Annotated in this window: 17 protein-coding genes; 10 read left to right on the top strand and 7 right to left on the bottom strand. The window is 61.8% G+C overall.

Annotation, left to right across the window (positions count from 1 at the left end):
* Positions 1-111: 111 nt before the first annotated feature.
* The 6 genes from ACS4RR_RS31495 (at position 112) to ACS4RR_RS31470 (ending at position 7,769) form a co-directional block, all read left to right on the top strand.
* The gene (locus ACS4RR_RS31495; protein WP_170260532.1) at positions 112-1,782 is read left to right on the top strand and encodes an arylsulfatase; all 1,671 of its coding nucleotides are present in this window, start codon (positions 112-114) and stop codon (positions 1,780-1,782) included.
* 115 nt (positions 1,783-1,897) lie between these two features.
* Complete coding sequence (locus tag ACS4RR_RS31490) at positions 1,898-2,869, top strand: HAD family hydrolase (protein WP_260112006.1); 972 nt, start codon at positions 1,898-1,900, stop codon at positions 2,867-2,869.
* A gap of 72 nt (positions 2,870-2,941) precedes the next feature.
* Positions 2,942-5,215, top strand: a complete 2,274-nt coding sequence (locus tag ACS4RR_RS31485) for a tetratricopeptide repeat protein (RefSeq protein WP_260111959.1) — start codon at positions 2,942-2,944, stop codon at positions 5,213-5,215.
* Between the two features lie 88 nt (positions 5,216-5,303).
* Positions 5,304-6,092, top strand: a complete 789-nt coding sequence (locus tag ACS4RR_RS31480; protein WP_222386896.1) for a DUF481 domain-containing protein — start codon at positions 5,304-5,306, stop codon at positions 6,090-6,092.
* Positions 6,093-6,311: 219 nt separating this feature from the next.
* Positions 6,312-7,127 carry a hypothetical protein gene (locus ACS4RR_RS31475; protein WP_017968274.1) on the top strand — a complete coding sequence of 272 codons (816 nt, stop codon included), beginning with the start codon at positions 6,312-6,314 and terminating at the stop codon, positions 7,125-7,127.
* A gap of 96 nt (positions 7,128-7,223) precedes the next feature.
* Positions 7,224-7,769, top strand: a complete 546-nt coding sequence (locus tag ACS4RR_RS31470) for a hypothetical protein (protein ID WP_260111958.1) — start codon at positions 7,224-7,226, stop codon at positions 7,767-7,769.
* Positions 7,770-7,783: 14 nt separating this feature from the next.
* On the opposite strand, the gene ACS4RR_RS31465 is transcribed toward ACS4RR_RS31470, so the two are convergent.
* From ACS4RR_RS31465 to ACS4RR_RS31445, 5 genes are all read right to left on the bottom strand, one after another.
* Positions 7,784-9,277: an HAL/PAL/TAL family ammonia-lyase gene (locus ACS4RR_RS31465; RefSeq protein WP_456190687.1), complete on the bottom strand. Its 1,494-nt coding sequence runs from the start codon at positions 9,275-9,277 to the stop codon at positions 7,784-7,786.
* Positions 9,274-10,050 (bottom strand): ABC transporter ATP-binding protein, encoded by a 777-nt coding sequence (locus ACS4RR_RS31460; protein ID WP_017968271.1) that lies wholly within the window; start codon positions 10,048-10,050, stop codon positions 9,274-9,276. The genes ACS4RR_RS31465 and ACS4RR_RS31460 overlap by 4 nt, the downstream gene beginning before the upstream one ends.
* 26 nt (positions 10,051-10,076) lie before the next feature.
* Positions 10,077-10,781, bottom strand: a complete 705-nt coding sequence (locus ACS4RR_RS31455; RefSeq protein ID WP_222386893.1) for an ABC transporter permease — start codon at positions 10,779-10,781, stop codon at positions 10,077-10,079.
* A gap of 10 nt (positions 10,782-10,791) precedes the next feature.
* Entirely contained in the window at positions 10,792-11,517 is a 726-nt protein-coding gene (locus ACS4RR_RS31450; RefSeq protein ID WP_017968269.1) for an ABC transporter permease, read from the bottom strand.
* Positions 11,518-11,736: 219 nt separating this feature from the next.
* Positions 11,737-12,576, bottom strand: a complete 840-nt coding sequence (locus ACS4RR_RS31445; protein ID WP_017968268.1) for a transporter substrate-binding domain-containing protein — start codon at positions 12,574-12,576, stop codon at positions 11,737-11,739.
* Positions 12,577-12,772: 196 nt separating this feature from the next.
* Here ACS4RR_RS31445 and hutC (ACS4RR_RS31440) point away from each other — a divergent pair, with 196 nt between their 5' ends.
* Positions 12,773-13,528: a histidine utilization transcriptional repressor HutC gene (gene hutC / locus ACS4RR_RS31440; protein WP_162115230.1), complete on the top strand. Its 756-nt coding sequence runs from the start codon at positions 12,773-12,775 to the stop codon at positions 13,526-13,528.
* Between the two features lie 36 nt (positions 13,529-13,564).
* Here the strand turns inward: hutC (ACS4RR_RS31440) and hutC (ACS4RR_RS31435) are convergent, their stop codons facing one another.
* Together hutC (ACS4RR_RS31435) and ACS4RR_RS31430 are read right to left on the bottom strand one after the other, a co-directional pair.
* Positions 13,565-14,287 (bottom strand): histidine utilization transcriptional repressor HutC, encoded by a 723-nt coding sequence (hutC, locus tag ACS4RR_RS31435; RefSeq protein ID WP_162115229.1) that lies wholly within the window; start codon positions 14,285-14,287, stop codon positions 13,565-13,567.
* A 121-nt stretch (positions 14,288-14,408) separates the two neighbouring features.
* Positions 14,409-15,755, bottom strand: a complete 1,347-nt coding sequence (locus ACS4RR_RS31430) for a formimidoylglutamate deiminase (protein ID WP_456190686.1) — start codon at positions 15,753-15,755, stop codon at positions 14,409-14,411.
* Positions 15,756-15,878: 123 nt separating this feature from the next.
* Here ACS4RR_RS31430 and hutI point away from each other — a divergent pair, with 123 nt between their 5' ends.
* The 3 genes from hutI to hutG all read left to right on the top strand — a co-directional run bounded on the left by hutI (position 15,879) and on the right by hutG (position 19,630).
* Complete coding sequence (gene hutI / locus ACS4RR_RS31425; protein ID WP_260111955.1) at positions 15,879-17,141, top strand: imidazolonepropionase; 1,263 nt, start codon at positions 15,879-15,881, stop codon at positions 17,139-17,141.
* Positions 17,138-18,673 carry a histidine ammonia-lyase gene (hutH, locus tag ACS4RR_RS31420; protein ID WP_260111954.1) on the top strand — a complete coding sequence of 512 codons (1,536 nt, stop codon included), beginning with the start codon at positions 17,138-17,140 and terminating at the stop codon, positions 18,671-18,673. The genes hutI and hutH overlap by 4 nt, the downstream gene beginning before the upstream one ends.
* A 153-nt stretch (positions 18,674-18,826) precedes the next feature.
* Complete coding sequence (gene hutG / locus ACS4RR_RS31415) at positions 18,827-19,630, top strand: N-formylglutamate deformylase (protein WP_456190685.1); 804 nt, start codon at positions 18,827-18,829, stop codon at positions 19,628-19,630.
* Positions 19,631-19,659: the final 29 nt, after the last annotated feature.

The following is a 19,659-nucleotide window of genomic DNA, read 5'->3' as shown; positions in this document are numbered from 1 at the left end:
TCCGGCAGGATCGTCATTTTCAAAGCAGCCCGTTTGAGCTGACGCAGGCGATCGCAGGCCTTTGCCGCGAGCGACACCGTCATCAACCGGACTCCAATGGAGGGATTTGACATGAACGGCAGAATCCTTGTCCGCTGCATCGGAGCCTTGGCTTCATCCACCATTCTCTGGTGTGCGGCCTCGCCCCTGCAAGCGCAGGACTCCCAACGAAAGCCCAACATCCTGTTCATCGTGTCGGACGATACCGGCTACGGCGATCTCGGCCCCTATGGCGGCGGTGAAGGTCGCGGGATGCCGACCCCAAACATCGACAAGCTCGCCGACGAAGGCATGACCTTCTTTTCCTTTTACGCGCAGCCAAGCTGCACACCTGGGCGTGCGGCCATGCAGACCGGGCGCATTCCGAACCGCAGCGGCATGACCACGGTGGCGTTTCAGGGTCAGGGCGGCGGCCTTCCGGCGGCCGAATGGACATTGGGATCAGTGCTGAAGCGCGGCGGATATCACACCTACTTCACGGGCAAGTGGCATCTTGGCGAGGCGGACTACGCGCTGCCGACCGCACAGGGCTACGACGAGATGAAATATGCCGGTCTCTACCATCTCAACGCCTACACCTACGCTGATCCGACCTGGTTTCCGGATATGGATCCGAAGCTGCGGGAGATGTTCCAAAGGGTGACGAAGGGCGCGCTTTCCGGCAAGGCCGGGGGACCTGTCACTGAAGATTTCAAGGTCAACGGTCAATATGTCGACACCCCGATTATCGACGGCAAGGAAGGCGTCGTCGGCATCCCCTACTTCGACAGCTATGTCGAAAAGGCAGCCGTCGAATTTCTCGACGAAGCCGCAAAGAAGCCGGATGAGCCCTTCTATATCAACGTGAACTTCATGAAGGTGCACCAGCCAAATATGCCGGCGCCGGAATTCGAGCACAAGTCACTGTCGAAGAGCAAGTATGCCGACTCGATCGTGGAACTGGACACCCGTATCGGCCGGATCATGGACAAATTGCGGGAAACCGGAATGGACCGGAACACACTGGTCTTCTACACCACGGACAATGGCGCCTGGCAGGACGTCTATCCGGACGCTGGGTACACGCCGTTTCGTGGCACGAAGGGTACGTTGCGCGAGGGCGGCAATCGCGTCCCTGCGATCGCCGTCTGGCCGGGTAAGATCAAACCCCGCACCAAGAACCACGACATCGTCGGCGGTCTCGATCTGATGGCAACATTCGCTGCCGTCGGCGCGGTCCCCCTTCCGACCGAGGACCGCGAAAACAAGCCGATCATTTTCGACAGCTACGACATGTCGCCGATCCTCCTCGGCACGGGGAAATCGGAACGGAAATCCTGGTTCTATTTCACCGAAAATGAGCTGTCGCCAGGTGCCATCAGGGTCAATAACTACAAGTTTGCGTTCAATCTTCGCGGCGACGACGGAGCGCAGACCGGCGGACTGGCAGTCGATTCCAATCTCGGCTGGAAAGGCCCGGACAAATACGTGGCAACGGTTCCCCAGGTGTTCGACCTCTGGCAGGATCCGCAGGAACGCTACGACATTTTCATGAACAACTTCACCGAACGTACATGGATGGGCGTTGTCATGGGCGAAGAACTCCAGAAAATCATGGCGACCTACGTCAAGTATCCTCCGAGAAAGATGCAAAGCGTCGGCTACACGGGTCCGATCACGCTCTCGAACTACGAGCGCTTTCAGTGGGTGCGTGATCAGCTCGCCAAGGAAGGTGTGACGCTCACCCTCCCGACCGGGAACTGACCGAAGAGCGGCGGCTCTGCGAGGGGCCGCCGCCCGTATTCTTTTTCTCCCTGTTGCCAACCCCGGAGGATGACCGATGTCTTTTGTCCGCTCGGCGCCGCGATTGATCTGCCTGATGATCATTGCGCTCGGTGTCGCACTGGTTCATGCCACTTCTGCATTCTCTCAAAGCGATCCTTTGCCCTCCTGGAACGATACAGCTTCGAAGGTTGCCATCGTCTCTTTCGTCGAAAAGGTCACTGGCCAGGGATCGCCCGACTTCGTCCCGGAAACCGAACGGATTGCCGTATTCGACAATGACGGTACCCTGTGGGTGGAGCATCCCATGTACGTCCAATTGGCCTTCGCTTTGGACCGCGTGAAGACGCTTGCTCCGCAGCATCCGGAATGGAAGGAGACGCAGCCATTCAAGGCTGTGCTTGACGGCGACATGAAGACGCTTGCGGCGTCGGGCGAAAAGGGCCTCGTCGAGCTCATCATGACCACGCATGCCGGAATGACCAGCAGCGATTTCCAGAAGATCGTCACCGATTGGCTGGCGGCGGCCCGTGACCCAAAATTCAAGCGGCCTTACACAGAACTCGTCTATCAGCCGATGGTCGAGCTTCTCGCCTATCTCCGCGCCAACGGTTTCAAGACCTTCATCGTTTCAGGCGGAGGCATAGAGTTCATGCGGCCATGGGCGGAAAAAGTCTACGGCGTCCCGCCCGAGCAGGTAATCGGCTCGTCGATCAAGACCGAGTTCAGGATGCAGGACGACATGCCAACCCTCTACCGCCTCCCCGAAGTCAACTTCATCGACGACAAGGCCGGCAAACCCGTCGGGATCAACCAGCAGATCGGCCGGCGGCCGATTGCCGCCTTCGGCAATTCCGACGGAGATTTCCAAATGCTGCAATGGACGACCATGGCAGGCGCCCCGGCCAGACTCGGCGTGCTGATTCATCACACCGATGCGGAGCGTGAATATGCCTACGACCGCGATACCGAATTCGGCCGCCTCGACAAGGCGCTCGATGCGGCCGCAATCACCGGCTGGACCGTCGTCGATATGAAGGCTGACTGGAAACAAGTTTTCAAGGATTAGGAATGCGCCTCACGCCAGAAGTTTGAACAATGGCGACCCCGACCTTCTAAAACGTCAACAGGGAGCGATTGAGTGGCAGCATCTGTTCGGCCAGCAGCAGTGGGACGAATAGCTGTCCTGCTTTTCCTGTTGCTCGCGCCTGCCGGGCGCAGCCTTGCGACTGACGACATCTCGACATCCAGGGCCGACCCGCAGATATCGATCCATGAGGGCTTCGTGGATGAAAGGACGTGCACATCCTGCCACGCCGATCAGGCCGCGGCCTTTTCGAAGTCCCACCATGCAAAGGCCATGGCATTGGCCGACGACGAAACGGTGCGCGGCAAATTCGACAATACCAGGTTCGATCATGACGGCGTCGTCACGACCCTCACCCGCCGCGATGGCCACTTCTTCGTCAACACCGAAGGAGCGGACGGCGGCCAGGCCGAGTTCAAAGTCAAATATACCTTTGCCTACGAGCCCCTGCAGCAATACCTCGTCGACATCGGAGGCGGACGGCTGCAGGCGCTCGATATTGCCTGGGATACGGCCAAAGGGCAGTGGTTCTGGCTCGGCGACGGCACCCCGACCAAGCCCGGATCGACCTATCATTGGACAGGTCCTTTCTATCGCTGGAACCGCACCTGCATCGATTGTCATTCGACCGATCCCCAGGCGAAGTTTCAACCGCAGACGAACGAATACAAGTCGAGCTACGTCGCCACCAGCATCGGCTGTCAGTCCTGTCACGGCCCCGGAGCCAAGCACGTCGCTTCGGCGCAATCGGGCAATCTCTCATCCTCGATACCGGATATCGGTCTGCCGAAAGTCGATGCGGGCATCTGCTTTGCCTGCCATGCCAGGCGCACCAAGCTGCTGAACGGCTACCAGCCGGGAAAGCCCTTTCTCGACTATTTCTCCCCTGCCCTGCTCCGGCAGGATCTCTATTTCCCCGACGGGCAGATCCTTGACGAGGTCTTCGAGTATGGCTCGTTTCAGCAAAGCAAGATGGCAAGGGCGGGCGTGACCTGTCTCGACTGTCATCGGCCGCACGAGGCCGGGCTTAAGGCCGAGGGCAATGCGCTGTGCACGCAATGCCACACCGAAAGGAAGCCGGAGCGCTTCGTCCGGCAGGATCCAAGTGGGCTGTTCGACACTCCCGCCCATACCCGCCATCAGGCCGGTTCGACCGGAGCGCAATGCGCCAACTGCCATATGCCGGAACGCACCTACATGAAGGTCGACCCGCGCCGCGACCACTCCTTCGTCATCCCCCGGCCGGACCTGTCGGCAACGCTTGGAACGCCGAATGCGTGCACGACCTGCCATGTCGGCAGAACGAATGATTGGGCAGCCGAGACAATGGACAAATGGTACGGGACGCAGTGGCGCAAACGCCCGTCGATCGCCCATGCCTTCGCCGGAGCTGCGAACGGCGATGAGGCCGCGATAGAGGCTTTGCGCACGCTTGTCAGCGATCAGGACCAGGCGGGAATTGTCAGGGGCAGCGCCATCGCCGCAATGAGTGGCATCGACGGCATGGATATCACCACCGACATCCGCACTGCCGCAGTCGATGCAGATCCGCTCGTCAGGCTCGGCGCTGCGGAAGCGGCGGGCAACATACCGCCTGAACGCAGGCTGGAGGCGGTCGGCAATCTGCTCGGCGATCAAACGCGCGCGGTCCGCGTTGCTGCCGCCAACGCACTCGCCGGCACTCCTCCCCACCTCTTTGGCGATCAGCAAGGCAATTTCGAAGCCGCTGTCGCGGACCTGCGCGCCTACGTCGAGGCGAACGCCGACGTCGCGGAAACACAAAGCAATTACGGCTTCTTCCTGTTCGCCCGGCAGCGTACGGCCGAGGCCGAAGCCGCGTTCCGGCGGGCGATTTCGCTCGATCCGACACTGGAGGGAATGCGCGTTAATCTCGCCGAGTTCTACCGCGCTTCCGGCCAGAAGGATAGGTCGGAGCAGACTTATGCCGAAGCGATCGCCATGGCGCCCGAACGCGCGGATCTGCGCTACGGCCATGCGTTGTCTCTGGTGCGGAAACAGGCATTGACCGATGCTATTACGGAACTCGAAGAGGCCGTGCGGCTCGATCCGCAGAACTCCCAGTACAAAACGACCTTTGCCGTCGCTCTCGATTCGGCTGGCCGGACGGGGGAGGCATTGGACAGGCTCGATGGTTGGGCAGCGGGTAAAGACGCCGACATCATAGGCCTTGCATTGCAATACAGTCTCAAGCTTCGACGCTTGCCCGAGGCGCTGAAACACGCGGAGGTCCTAGCGCGACTGAGACCTGAGGACCAGCAGATTTCAGGCCTCATCGGGCAGTTGACGCAGGCGATCAACGAAAAATAGGTATTTTAGCTTGTCGAAATCTACTTCTCGCTGCACAGTGCCGACTCGGGACAGCAGTGCCGAGGCGAAACGAGATCGGGGGATTCTCATGAAGGCCATATACTTGCGTGCCATTCTATTGGTGACGGGCATTTGCGCGGCGTCGGCCGGCAACGCCGCCGATATTACGCCGCTCACGCCGGAAGCAAAAACAATCGAGAGCCAGAGCGGCTGGGAATTCACCTTCGCGCCATATTTCTGGGCTGCCGGCATATCCGGCGATATTGGGCAATTTGGGCTGCCGGAAGTTCATGTCGACGCGGATTTCGGCGATATCCTCAATAACCTCGACTTCGCTTTCATGGCGGCAGGTGAAGCAAGATACGACCGTTTCAGCATCGTTGGTGACGTGATCTACACCAAGCTCGGTGCCGACGCCGACACACCTGCCGGCGTCCTTGCCGATAGCGTCGATGTGACATCGAAGACCTTCGCGGGATTACTTGGCGTCGGTTACGCCGTGCTCGAAGATCAAAATGGCCACCTCGACGTGGTCGGTGGCATGAGGGTCTGGTCGGCCAAGACCGAGATCTCCTTCAATGGCGGCATTCTGGACGGAGTGGATGTCGAAGACAGCGCCACATGGGTCGATGCCGTCGCTGGCGTCCGAGGAAACTACTTCTTCACGCCGGAAATCTATGTCACCGGGTGGGGCCTGCTGGGCGCCGGCGGCGCCGATATCGACTGGGATGTGGCGTTGGGCCTCGGCTACAAGTTCAACGACACCATCTCAGCGGTCGCCGGATATCGTGCACTCGGCGTCAATTACGATAATGACGGGTTCGTCTTCGACGTCGTCCAGCAGGGGCCGATTATCGGAGTCGCCATCCGGTTCTAACGGGCGGACTGGCGAACTTCGTACTGTTGGCGATTATCCTTCCAGTATGCTCGCCTTTTGAAGACCTGGTGTCCTCGAGGAGCCGGAACAACGACCTCTCCCAGGAAGCAGAGAGCCGCCGTGACAGCGGCTCACAGTTCGGTATCCAACAGGATCGACCGGGGGGATATCGTTTCGTTTCGGAGGAACCCTGCCTTGCGGGCTGGATTCAATCGGATCATGGAGGCATTGGTGAAGAAAGTCGCTTCTTGGGTAGTACTGGTTGTCGCGCCGCTCGGTGTCTGGACAGGGACGGCAGCCGCCCAGTCGAGTGAAGACCTGGCGAAGAAGCTGTCGAACCCGATCGCCTCGCTGATCAGCGTGCCGTTCCAGTTCAACTACGATCACGGCTATGGTCCAGACGACGGCGACAAGGCGACGCTGAACATTCAGCCGGTCATTCCCTTCAAGATAAACGAGGACTGGAACGTCATCTCGCGCACCATCCTGCCAGTGACATGGCAGAACGACATTGCCGGACCGTCGGGAACGCAGTTCGGTCTGGGCGACACCACGCAAAGCTTCTTCTTCTCGCCGTCCAAGCCGACCGAGAGCGGCATCGTCTGGGGCGTCGGCCCGGTGTTCCTGCTGCCAACGGCGACGGACGAGCTCCTCGGAAGCGGCAAGTGGGGCGCGGGTCCGACAGCGGTCGTCCTCAAGCAACAAGGCCCGTGGACTTACGGCTTTCTCGGGAACCACATCTGGTCCTTCGCTGGTCAAAGCGACCGGGAGGATGTGAGTTCGACGTTCCTCCAGCCGTTCCTCTCCTACACGACCAAGGACGCCTGGACGTTCTCGCTGAATACGGAATCCACCTATAACTGGGAAACGAACGACTGGTCGGTGCCGATCAACTTCGCCGTCGCCAAGCTGATCACCATCGACAAGCAGCCAATCAGCCTGACGGCGGGCATACGATATTGGGCGGCGGCTCCAGACAATGGGCCGGAAGGACTGGGCTTTCGCGTCGCGGTCACGTTCCTCTTCCCGAAGTGAATCCGCAGTCGACGACGCGCGCGGCGGCTGTAGTAGCAAAAGCTCAACCTTCTTTTGCTATCGCTAGAGCCGATTGTGTTGGAGATGATGTTGGCGATGAAAATTCTCGCGGCTATGGTTTTGATGGCGGCCATCGTGCAGCCGGTCTGCGCCTTCGGCGAGACCGAATGGATGGGCGGGGCGAGACAATGGTCGGTCGGCTTTGCGAATGAGGGCCCACATCCCTATTGCCGCCTGCTGTGGGACAGCGAGATCGGCAAGACCATGGAATTCCGCCAGAACGCGACCGAGACGTTCTGGCTGGTTTCAAAGAACACGTGGGACATTCTGGCCAATACCAAGACCGAGGTGACGCTGACCAACCGGACAGTGACGAAAGTGGTCGCCGCCGAATACTTCGACAAGTACACGCTTCGCCTCTGGGGTCCGGCCAGCAAGGGGAGCGGCGGACTGAAGAAGATCATCAAGAATTCCTTTGCCGGAACACCTGACGTGCAGCTTACCTTTGCCGGCGACGAAGGCGACTGGACGCTTCCGCTCTCGCGGGTCGATCAACTCTACCCGACTTATCTCCAGTGCCTCAAACGTCTCGAGGCCGGCGAAAGGCCCAAGCGGAATTCCGAAACCAGCAAGCCGTTCTGACAGCGGTCTTCGGTTCAACCAATCGGCGGCGGCGCGGTATCACGGATCAGGCTGCGCACGGCTTCGATATCGCTGTTGAGCGGGCGCTCGTCGCCATAATGGGAAACATGTTCCCGCACTGCCTTATAGACCAGGTCCGTGCCTGCCGCCCGCGGCGCCGTCGCTGCCAGGAAATCATGCGCCTGGGCAGCAGCCATCAGCTCGATCGCCAGGATATATTCGGCGTTGTCAATGACGGCGAGCAGCTTGCCGGCGGCAGCCGTCGGATGCGCGAGGAAATCCTCCTGCAGGCCGGAGGTCAGCCCGCCGTCCATGGCCGCGGGTGCGGCAAGGCGGCGGTTCTCGTTGCTCAGTGCGGCTGCGGTATATTGGGCAATCATGAAGCCGGAATGGCTGCCGGCATCGCTCGCCAAAAAGGGCGGCAGACCGCTCACCAGCGGATTAACGAGCCGGTCCATGCGCCGTTCGCTGATCGCGCCGATCTGTGCCAGCGCAATCGCCAGGCTATCGGCCGCCTGCCCGAGTGCCGGGGCAACGGCATGGGCCTCGGAGGAGACGATCGGATGTTCCGGCGTGCCTGAGACCGCCGGATTGTCCGTCACCGAAGCAAGTTCCTGATTGACGACGCGGGCGGAATTGTCGAAGACGTCGCGGGCGGCCCCATGCGCATGCGGCACCGCACGAAGGCTGAGCGCATCCTGCGTGCGCCGGCCGAAGGCGGCGGCGACAAGACCGCTGCCTTGAAGCCGCGCGCGCAGGCTCGCTCCGACTTTCTCGATTCCCGCCGATGGGCGCAGCGCCAGCACCGCCGCGTCGAAGGCGGCAATCTGGCAGCCAGCCGCTTCCAGCGTCAGTGCTGAGATCGCATCGGCCCAGTCGAGCAGCCGTTCGGCGCGGGAAAGCGCCACAGCGGTCAGGCCGGTGGCGCAGGCCGTTCCGTTGACAAGGCTCAAGCCTTCCTTGGCGCCAAGCACCAGTGGTTCGAGGCCGATCGCGGCGAGCGCCTCGCGACCGCTCATGCGCCGGCCGTCCAGGTGAGCGCTGCCTTCGCCGATCAAAACAAGGGCGATATGGGCATTGTGGACGAGGTAACCGGCAGAGCCCTTGGAGGGCACGTCGGGAATACAATCATGTTCCAGCATGGCCGCAAGATGCTGGACGATCTCGTCCCGCACGCCGGAATGACCATGGGCGAAATTGGCAATCTGTGTGGCGATGATGGCGCGCACCTCGCGGGCGGCCAGCGATGGCCCGACGCCGCAGGCATGGCTGAGCACGATGCTGCGCGACAACAGGCTCTGCGAGGCACGATCGACCACCGTATCCGCCAGTGCCCCGACGCCGGTGTTGACGCCGTAGGCGCGCACGCCTGTCTCGACGATGCGCGCAACGATGCGGCTTGCCTGCTCGACGCGGGCCGAGGCGGCCGGCGACAGCGCCAGCGCTTCCCCTGCCCCGACGCGGGCGACATCGCGCCAGGTCAACACGGACTCGATGGCGATTGTCATTGACCGCTTCCGAAATGGCCGATGAATTGGCGAAAGGCGGGTGTGGCGCCGCCGGTGAACATTTCGTCGGGCTTGCCGCTGCTTTCGATCAGCCCTTCGCGCATGAAGACGACGCGGTTCGAGACGTTGCGGGCAAAGCTCATCTCATGGGTGACGACGAGCATGGTCATCCCCTCCTCGGCCAGCGCACGCATGACGCGCAGCACTTCGCCGACAAGCTCCGGATCGAGCGCCGAGGTCGGTTCGTCGAAGAGCATCACCTTCGGCTTCATCGCCAGCGCACGGGCGATTGCGGCACGCTGCTGCTGGCCGCCGGAGAGATGGGCCGGATAGGCATGGCGCTTATCTGATATGCCGACCTTTTCGAGCAGGGCTTCGGCCTCGGCGATGCAGTCGGCGCGCGGGCGCTTCAGCACATGGATCGGCCCTTCGATGACGTTCTGCAGGATCGTCATGTGGGACCAGAGATTGAAGGACTGGAACACCATGCCGAGTTCAGAGCGGATATGGTCCACCTGCTTCTGGCTGGCCGGCTTGCTTCGCCCGCCCTTGTGCACCATGCGGACCTCCTCGCCGTCGACCCAGATCTCGCCGTCGCTGGCGGTTTCGAGCATGTTGATACAGCGCAGAAACGTCGACTTGCCGGAGCCGGAGGCCCCCAGCAGCGAGATCACATCGCCGTCTTCCGCATCGAGGGAAATGCCGCGCAAGACCTCGTGCGTACCGAAGCTCTTGCGGATATTGCGGACCGATAGTCGGGTTACGCCTGGCATGGGTGCTCCAATCGGGTCAAAAGCTACTACGCTTTCAGCGGCTGCGGGGCCGCGCGGCGGTGTCGGGAGAGCGAATATTCGAGCAAGGCCATGCCCTGCAGGATGATGAAGTTGAGGACGAGATAGATGATCGCCGCACAGAGAAAGACTTCCATTGTGCGGTAGGTCTGCGAGATCAGCCGCTGCGCCACGCCGGTGACCTCCCAGACGGTGACGAGGCTTGCGAGCGCCGTCGACTTCATCATCAGCACGATCTCGGTGGAATAGGCCGGCAGCGCGTGGCGGAAGGCGATCGGCGCCAGGATACGGCGCACCAGCAGGAAGCCGGACATGCCGATCGAGCGCGCCGCTTCGATCTCCTTCGGCGAGACGGCACGAATGCCGCCACGGAAGATCTCCGCCGAGTAGCCGGCGGTGCAGAGCGCCAGCGACAGTACGGCGCAGACCATCGGCTCACGCAGGAACGGCCACAGGAAGGAATAGCGGATGAAGCCGAACTGGCCGAGGCCGTAGAATACCAGGAACATCTGGATCAAAAGCGGCGAGCCGCGGAAGACGAAGATATAGCCTTTGGCAAAGCCCGAAAGCACTTTGTTGCCACTGGTCCGCATCCAGACGATGACAAGCGCCAGCAGGCCGCCGGAGACGATCGACAGGGAAAACAGGATGAGCGTCGTCGGCACGGCCTTGAGCAGAGTGACCATGGTCGAGGCGATGAAGGTGAAATCCATTGTCGCCTCCTTACGCCTGGCCCATGGCGGATGCCGGCATGCTGCGATTGGCGCGGCGCTCCGCCCCGTTGAAGATGCGGTCCGAAAGGCTGGTCAGGATGAGATAGAGGCAGCCGCCGGCGATGAAGAACAGGAAATATTGCCGGGTCGAGCCCGCCGCCACCTGGCTGGTGCGCATCAGCTCGGCAAGACCGGTGACGGAGATCAGCGCCGAATCCTTGAGACTGAGCTGCCAGACGTTACCGAGGCCGGGGATGGCGAGGCGAAACACCTGCGGCATGATGATGCGGCGAAGGCGCATGCCGCGATGCATGCCGATCGCCGAGGCGGCCTCAAGCTCGCCCTTGGAGATGGCAAGAAAAGAGCCGCGAAACACCTCCGCCTGGTAGGCGCCGGAGATGATGCCGACGGCTAGCGCGCCGGCGACAAAGGAAGGCAAGCCGAGGAACCCTTCGTAACCCAACGACTGGCCGATCGAGGTGACGGCCGACGAACCGCCGAAATAGATGAGATAGATGATCAGCAGTTCCGGCACGCCGCGAAACACGGTCGTGTAGACATTGCCGAGCGTGACAAGGACAAGATTGCCGGAGAGTTTCGCGGCCGCGACGATCGCGCCCAGCACCGCGCCGATCGCCAGTGCCGTCGCCGTGACAGCCAGCGTCATCAAGGCGGCGGCAACGAGCAGCGCGCCCCATCCGGTCGAGCCGAAGCCGAGAAGTTCCAAGCTTGCCATATCGTCCGTTCCCCGTCCGTGGCAGTGTTTTGCGGATTGACAATACCAGAGCATGATGCCGAAAAGTACCAGCGGTTTTCGGATGACATCATGCTCTAACTCTTTATTTAGAACAGGATTCAGTTTTAGGCCGACCGGGCCAAAAATCATCCTGTTCGTGCATGCGGTCTCCGGCGATAAAGCCGGAGACCGGCGTTTGCGGCCGAAAGGCCGAAATGCTTATTGCGGGCTGACGTCGACCTTGAACCACTTCATCGAGAGGTTCTTGACGGTGCCGTCGGCAAGTGCGGACTTGATTGCTTCGCTGAACTTGTCGCGCAGGTCCGTATCCGCCTTGCGGACACCCAGGCCTTCGCCCTCGCCCCAGATCGAACCGGCGATCTCGGGACCGGTGAAGTCGAGTGCGCCGTTGGCGGACGCAAAGGCATTGGCGAAATAGACGGCGTCATCGAAGCCGAGGTCGATGCGGCCGTTCTGTAGGTCGAGGTCGCGGTCGGCACCGGTCTTGTATTCGCGGATCTCGGCAATATCGCCGAAATTGTCATAGACGAACTTGGCGTAAACGGTCGCCGCCTGAATGCCGATCGTCTTTCCCTTGAAGGCCGCCTTCAGCGCGTCGATCTCCTTCACGCCGGTCTGGCCGGGCGTCATCTTGATCGTGGTGCCGGTGCCGGCGGCCTTTGCCAGCGGGCTGTCCTTGGCGGTGGCAAAGGCGGCAGGCGTGGCGGCATAGGGAATGGTGAAGTCGATGACCTGCTTGCGCTCCTCGGTGATCGACAGCGCATCCATGATGACGTCAAACTTGCCGGCGTTGAGCGCCGGGATCATGCCGTCCCAATCGGAGGCGACCAGCGTGCATTCGATCTTGGCGCGTTCGCACAGCACCTTGGCGAGTTCCGGTTCGAAGCCGCCGAGCGTGCCGTCGGCATTGGTGAGGTTCCAGGGCGCATAGGCGCCTTCGAGTGTGATGGTCGCCTTCGTCCAGTCTTTGGAAAAGGCAGGCGCGGCGAAGGCGGAAAAAGCCGCCACGCCACAAAGCAGGATTGCGCTGAATTTCATTTGTGAATTCTCCTCTGGAGTTGAAACAGACCTTGCGGCACCACGGCCGATCTTCGCCGGCTTGCCCTTTCCTGTCCTATTTCTGTTTCAAGGACCGATTGGGAGGTTGTATATGGTACCATATGAGATATTTTGTGATATGCAAGGGGAAAGTCGAATTATGTGGCGAATTCCATTTGTGCAAAAGGAATAGGCAATGAAGCGTCCCGGCGAGATGAAGCGCGAACTGGCGCAGAATGATAGCACCCCTCTCTATGCCGGCGTCAAGCAGGTGATCCTCGACCGCATCCACAGCGGCGAGTGGCCGCCGAAATATCGCGTGCCCTCGGAAAACGAACTGGTGGTCGAGCTCGGCGTCAGCAAGATGACTGCCAACCGGGCGCTGCGCGAACTTGCCAACGAGGGCGAACTCATCCGCATCCAGGGCGTCGGCTCCTTCGTTGCCGAGCGCAAGGGCTATTCGGCGCTGTTCGAGGTCCGCAACATCGCCGAGGAAATTGCCGAACGCGGTCATACCCATGAGGCCTCCGTCATTGTTCTCGCCCAGGAAACCGCCTCTCCGGAGATTGCCGACGCGCTCGAACTGCCGATCGGTGCTGCGGTTTTCCACTCGCTGATCGTCCACAGCGAAAACGGTGTTCCCGTGCAGATCGAGGACCGTTTCGTCCATCCGGAGGCCGCCCCTGAATATCTCGACCAGGATTTTTCGACGCTGACGCCGAACGCTTATCTGACGGCCGCAGCCCCGCTCAGCGGCTCCGAGCACGTTGTCGAAGCGGCGATGCCACAGGCCTGGGAATGCAAGCTGCTGACCATCATGAAGACCGAACCGTGCCTGACGATCCGCCGGCGTACCTGGTCGGCAAAGCAGGTGGTCTCGACCGCTCGCCTCGTCTATCCTGGCCACCGCTACCGGCTGGAAGCGCGCAGCGGCAAGATGTTCGAGGAATGAAAACACTGCTCACGTTGTATATGGAACATGGGCGACTTATTGTGATGCTGGCGTGAAACGCGCCACCAATGCATGACGATCGCCCGGATAGGTGAAACGCACATGCGTCACCGGGCCGGCGCCGCTCCAGGTGCGGCGTTCGACGACGAGGCAGGCGGTATTGCGCGCTATGTCGAGGACGGCTGCCACTTCTGCATTGGCGGAGACGGCGTGGATCCGGTGTTCGGCCGTGCTCCACGGCACCTGGTTGAGCAACCATGGCCCCGGCGCCATCGTCAGGAAATCGGCATTGGCGGCCTCCGGCACCGTCGCAAGGCTGATCAGCCGCTCCTCCAGGCAAAAGGGCCGCATGCCGGCATTGTGGATGCAGACGACCTCGACGACAGAGGACGCCACCGGCAGCTCCAGCCTTCGGCTGTCTTCCGCCTTGGCCTTACGGCTCGTCTTCTTCGATACCGCATAGGAATAGGGCAGGTTCAGCGACTGCACCTCGGCCTTGATGTCGTGGATTTCGAGAACAGCCGATTGCGCCTTCGGCTGGGTGACGAAGCTGCCGGACTTCTTGCGGCGCTCGATCAGGCCGGCCTTTGCGAGCTGGGTCAGCACCTTGTTCACCGTCATGCGCGAGCAGTCATACTGCATGGCGAGATCGACTTCGAAGGGAATGCGGTACCCCGGCGGCCAATCGCCCGAGACGATACGGCCCTCGATGTCGCTGAGGATGCGCTGATGCAAGGTGGGATCCCTGCTTTGGTTCATCGCCACGTTCCGACTGGTCTCCCGTTATCTCTTTGTTTTTACTAAAATCCAGACGAAAGACCACTACACATTTTTGCTGGAATTGCTCTAATTCGAATGGCCGGACAGGAAAAGCTCTTTCTCAGGCGCTCAGCAATTCGCTCATGACCGCCAGGAAACGCCGGTCGATGGCATCGCGCCTGAGATGGCGTCCACCCTCCACTTGCTTGCGGCCATGCGCCCAGACGCAATCGACGGCGACGCCGCCGGCAAACACCCAATGGTCGAGGATCTGGTCGCCTGCGAGATAAGGAACGGCCGTCGTATCGAGCGAAACGATATCGGCGGAATGGCCCACGGCGAGCCCGGCCGGCGCCTTTAGCGCGGCGCCACCACCGGCCAGTGCATGTGTGAACAGCGAAAGCGCCGTCGAACCACCGGGTGCAGCCACGACGTTGCGAGCGCGAAGCGCCAGGCGCTGCGAATATTCGAGCTGGCGCAGTTCCTCCGGCACGGAGATCAGCACGTTGGAATCCGAGCCGATGCCGTAAAGCCCGCCGTCTTCGAGGAAAAGCGGCGCGGCAAAGGCACCGTCGCCGAGATTGGCTTCGGTGATCGGGCAGAGGCCAGCGATCGCACCGCTTTTCGCCATCCGCCGCGTTTCGTCCTCGGTCATGTGCGTTGCATGGATCAGGCACCAGCGCTCATCCACAGGCGCATGATCGAGCAGCCATTCCACAGGCCGCGCGCCGGACCAGGCGACGCAGTCCTCGACCTCCTTCACCTGCTCGGCGACATGGATATGGATGGGACCGTCGCCGGCCATCGGCACGAGCTTTATAAGCTCGTCCGGTGTCGCCGCGCGCAGGCTGTGCGGCGCCAGCCCGAGCTCGGCGCCGTCGAGCCGGCCAGTGACTGCCCGGCATCCCTCCATCAGCCTTTCGAAGCTTTCGAGCGAATTGATGAAACGCCGCTGACCATCGATGGGGGCAGCTCCGCCGAAGCCGGAATGAGCATAGAAGACCGGCAGCAACGTCAGGCCGATACCGGTCTCTTCGCTTGCCGCGCCGATGCGTTCGGCAAGCTCGGCGATATTGGCGTAAGTGCTGCCGTCCCTGTCATGGTGAAGATAGTGGAACTCGCCGACGCGGGAAAACCCGGCCTCCAGCATTTCCGCATAAAGCTTGGCCGCGACCGCTTCGACATGCTCCGGCGTCATCGCCAGGGCAAACTTGTACATGACCGTGCGCCAGCTCCAGAAGCTGTCATTGGCCGGGCCGCGCACTTCGGCAAGGCCGGCCATCGCCCGCTGGAAGGCATGGCTGTGCAGGTTCGCCATGGCGGGAACGAGGAGAGCGTGGCATTCATCGCTCGGTCCCGGAGAAGTCCCGATTTCGACCCGCGCGATGCGCCCGGCTTCAAGCATCAGCCGCACATCTTTATGCCAGCCTTGCGGCGTCAGCGCCGTGCCTGCGTGAAGTGTGGTCATGGCCTTCCCTCTCCTTTTGCCGCGTCGCCGATCTTTCTTTTCCAGAAAAGCGCGCAAAATTTCTCTTGTCACCCGCCGATTATGTATATACATGTTATTGGCATAAGGAAAGGCGCAAAGCTGATGCCCGGGAACAATTTTTCAGAGGAAACCTCATCCGCCGACCCCCGTCCGGCGCTTTGGCGCAATGCGCGGCTGGCCACGCTTACGCCTGGTAAAGAAGGACTCGGCATCGTCGAAAAGGGCGCCGTGCTGACCGAAAATGGCCGCATCGCCTTTGCCGGCGCCGAAAGCGACCTGCCGGCATCGGCCATCGAACACTCCGAAATCGTCGATCTCGAAGGCCGCTGGGTGACGCCCGGCCTCGTCGACTGCCACACCCATATCGTCCACGGCGGGAACCGCGCCCGCGAGTTCGAAATGCGCCTTGCAGGCGCCACCTATGAGGAGGTCGCCCGCGCCGGCGGCGGCATCGTCTCCTCGGTGAAGGCGACCAACGCGCTGTCGGTCGAAGAGCTCGTCGCCGAGGCTCTGCCGCGGCTCGATACGCTGCTTGCCGAAGGTGTGACGACGATCGAGGTCAAGTCCGGTTATGGGCTGAACCGAACCGGCGAAGTGAAGATGCTGCAGAGCGCCCGCCTGCTCGGCCATATCAGACCGGTCCGCGTCGCCACCAGCTATCTCGGCGCCCATGCGACGCCGGTGGAATATAAGGGTCGCAACGGTGATTATCTCGATGATGTCGTCCTGCCCGGTCTCGACGACATGCACAATCTCGGTCTTGCCGATGCGGTCGACGGCTTCTGCGAGGGCATCGCCTTTTCCACGGCCGAGATCGCCCGCGTCTTCGACAAGGCGAAGGCGCTCGGCCTACCGGTCAAGCTGCATGCCGAGCAGCTCTCCAATCTTGGCGGCGCCAGGCTCGCCGCGTCATACGGCGCGCTATCGGCCGATCATCTCGAATATCTCGACGAAGATGGCGTTGCGGCGATGGCCGCAGCCGGCACCGTCGCCGTGCTGCTGCCCGGCGCCTTCTACGCTATCCATGAAAAGCAGAAGCCGCCGGTAGAGGCGTTGCGGCGGGCAGGTGTGCCGATTGCGATTGCCACCGATTGCAATCCCGGCACCTCGCCGCTCACCTCGATGCTGCTCACCATGAACATGGCGGCCACGCTTTTCGGCCTCACCGTCGAGGAATGCATCGCCGGCGCCACCCGCGAAGGCGCCCGCGCGCTCGGTCTGCTCGACAAGACGGGAACGCTCGAACCCGGCAAATTCGCCGATCTCGCCATATGGAATATCGAAAGCCTCGCCGAGCTCGTCTACCGCATCGGCTTCAATCCGCTTCACACACGCGTCTTCAAGGGCGAAAGGAACGGTCGATGACCATCACGCTCCACCCGGGCTCCGTCTCGCTCAAAGATTTGGAAACCATCTACTGGACGGGCGCACCGGCAAGGCTCGATCCCGCCTTCGATGCCGGCATCACCAAGGCCGCTGCCCGTATCGCCGAGATCGCCGCCGGCAATGCGCCGGTCTACGGTATCAATACCGGCTTCGGCAAACTCGCCTCGATCAAGATCGACAGCGCCGATGTGACCACCTTGCAGCGCAATCTCATCCTGTCGCATTGCTGCGGCGTCGGCGCGCCACTGCCTAAGAATATCGTGCGGCTGATCATGGCGCTGAAACTGGTCTCGCTCGGGCGCGGCGCCTCCGGCGTGCGGCTGGAGCTGGTGCGGCTGATCGAAGGCATGCTGGATAAGGGCGTCATCCCGCTGATCCCGGAAAAGGGCTCGGTCGGCGCCTCCGGCGATCTTGCGCCCCTTGCCCATATGGCGGCGGTGATGATGGGCGAGGCCGAAGCCTTCTTCGCCGGCGAACGCCTCTCAGGCGCGCAAGCCCTCGAAAGGGCCGGCCTCAGACCGGTCGTGCTCGCCGCCAAGGAGGGCCTGGCGCTGATCAACGGCACCCAGACCTCGACGGCGCTGGCGCTTGCCGGCCTCTTCCGCGCCCATCGTGCGGCACAGGCAGCGCTCATCACCGGCGCGATGTCCACCGATGCCGCCATGGGCTCTTCGGCGCCCTTTCATCCGGATATTCACACATTGCGTGGCCACAAGGGTCAGATCGACACGGCTGCCGCGCTTCGCGCCCTGCTCGAAAACTCCATCATTCGCCAAAGCCACATCGAGGGCGATGAGCGTGTGCAGGATCCCTATTGCATTCGCTGCCAGCCGCAGGTCGACGGCGCCTGCCTCGATCTGCTGCGCTCGGTTGCCCGCACGCTTGAAATCGAGGCTAATGCGGTCACCGACAATCCGCTGGTGCTGTCGGACAATTCCGTCGTCTCCGGCGGCAATTTCCACGCCGAACCCGTGGCCTTCGCCGCCGACCAGATCGCACTTGCCGTCTGCGAGATCGGCGCGATTTCGCAGCGCCGCATCGCGCTGCTGGTCGATCCGACCCTTTCCTACGGCCTGCCGGCCTTCCTCGCCAAGAAGCCGGGCTTGAACTCCGGCCTGATGATCGCCGAGGTGACGTCTGCGGCGCTGATGTCGGAAAACAAGCAGATGTCGCACCCGGCCTCGGTCGATTCGACGCCGACATCGGCCAACCAGGAAGACCATGTCTCCATGGCCTGCCATGGTGCCCGCCGCCTGCTTGGCATGACCGAGAACCTGTTCGGCATCATCGGCATCGAGGCGCTGACCGCCGCCCAAGGCGTCGAACTGCGCGCACCGCTATCGACCAGCCCGGAACTTTCGAAGGCCATCGCCGCAATCCGCAGCAAGGTGCCGAGCCTCGACAGCGACCGCTATATGGCCAATGACCTCGCCGCGGCGGCCGAACTGGTGGCGACGGGCGCGCTGAACGCCGCCGTTTCGGATGGCATTCTGCCGGTTTTGGAAGGTTGAGATGATGATGGAAAAAGTCCCCTCCCCAACCCCTCCCCACAAGGGGGAGGGGCTTAACCTGCGGCCCCGGCTGCATTCAATCTTGAACGCAGAGCGTGCGGCTGGCTCTAGCCCCTCCCCCTTGTGGGGAGGGGTTGGGGAGGGGTTTTTGCCATGACCGCACCATACGAAATCCATCGGGGCACCTCCCCCGTCATCCTCGGTTTCCCCCATACCGGCACCAACGTGCCGGCTGAGATTGCCGACCGCCTCAACGACAACGGCAGGATGCTGGCCGACACCGACTGGCACATCCATCGGCTCTATGACGGGCTGCTCGACAATGTCACGACCGTGCGCGCCACCTTCCACCGCTATGTGATCGACGCCAATCGCGATCCGGCCGGCGTCAGCCTCTATCCCGGCCAAAACACCACCGGCCTTATTCCCCAGACGGATTTCGACGGCAAGGCGATCTGGAGGGATGGGCAGGCGCCTGACGAAGCTGACGTCGCGGCGCGGCTGCGGGACTTTCATGCCCCCTATCATGCGGCACTTGCCGCCGAGATCGAGCGCGTGAGAGCAATCCATGGCGTCGCAATTCTCTACGACTGCCACTCGATCCGCTCCCACATTCCCTTCCTCTTCGAAGGCAAGTTGCCGGATTTCAATATCGGCACCGACATGGGCAAGACGTGCGACAGCGCCATCGAGCAGGCGACGCTCACCGTCGTCGAAGCCGCCGAAGGTTACGACAGTGTGCTCAACGGTCGTTTCAAGGGCGGCTGGACGACACGCCACTATGGTCAGCCCGATACCGGTGTGCACGCGATCCAGATGGAGCTTGCGCAATCGACCCATCTCCAGACCGAGGCGGCGCCCTTCGCCTACAATGCCGCCAAAGCAGACAGACTCCGCGTCCATCTCAAAAACATTCTGGTGCGCATCGAACAGATCGCGCCCGACCTGAAACGCTGACGCCCGAAACCTGAGAACAGGGGAACCGC

Origin of the sequence: Rhizobium zaerense, assembly GCF_051810725.1 — a bacterium.
GTDB lineage: Bacteria > Pseudomonadota > Alphaproteobacteria > Rhizobiales > Rhizobiaceae > Rhizobium > Rhizobium leguminosarum_I.
The sequence above is the reverse complement of the archived record's forward strand: the minus strand, read 5'-3'. Positions and strand labels throughout refer to the sequence as shown.